Origin of the sequence: Mesorhizobium sp. M7A.F.Ca.US.002.01.1.1 (assembly GCF_004022955.1) — a bacterium.
GTDB lineage: Bacteria > Pseudomonadota > Alphaproteobacteria > Rhizobiales > Rhizobiaceae > Mesorhizobium > Mesorhizobium ciceri.
On sequence record NZ_RZQE01000973.1, the window covers coordinates 1 to 853 of the forward strand.

1 protein-coding gene is annotated in these 853 nt (G+C 62.7%); it reads left to right on the forward strand.

The window, feature by feature from the left end:
- Nucleotides 1–369: 369 nt before the first annotated feature.
- On the forward strand, nt 370–853 hold a 484-nt coding region (locus EN932_RS37150; RefSeq protein WP_245483418.1), incomplete at its 3' end, for a sigma-70 family RNA polymerase sigma factor.

An 853-nucleotide genomic window follows, 5' to 3' on the forward strand; every position in this document is an offset into this window, starting at 1 on the left:
CTTCCATGCATACGCTGCTGATTGACCTTGAAGGAACGTCCCCCTGCAACCCCACACACTGACGACCGCGACGGCAATGGTCGACGCATTCCCAGGTGAAGGCGACGCGTTGGCCGCCTGCGGCTCCCAGCCTGTCTGCCTTAAACGTCCTGCCCAGTCGGGATCGAGAGCGCTCAGACGCCGCGGATGCGAGAACGCATCGGGGTGGATGAATCGTTGCGGTCCAGTGTGTGATTGACATCGATGAAACAGTTGCCTTCACATTCACCGCAGCTGGCGACCCTAAATACTTCCGCTGGGTTCGCTTGCAAGACAGAACCATCTTCGCTTCCTGGGCACTCAAGGCGAGGCGCATATCACGGTACACCAATGCTAAGCAGCAATGCGCAGGCCGACCGCTTCAGCGAAGTGGTAATGCCTCATCTCGCCGACGCGCTTTCGCTGGCCCGTTGGCTAACCGGCAATGCCACCGACGCCGAGGATGTCGTGCAGGACGCGTGCATGAAGGCACATGCCAGCATCGCCAGTTATGCCGGCGGCAATGCACGCGCCTGGCTGCTCACCATCGTGCGCAATGCGTGCTACACATGGCTGGCGCGGAACCGCCCGCGCAGCATCGTCTCGGTGGGCGATCTCGCCGATCTCGACGAGGTGAGCTCCGCTCACGCAGCCGATCCACCCGACAGCGAGAGCCCGGAGGCGACCCTGATCGCCAAGGCAGATACCGTAGCACTCGAAGCCGCGATCGCCGCCCTGCCGCAGCCGTTTCGCGAAACCCTCGTGCTGCGCGACATCAATGGCCTCGCCTACCGCGATATCGCGGCCATGCTAGGCGTGCCGATGGGTACGGTGA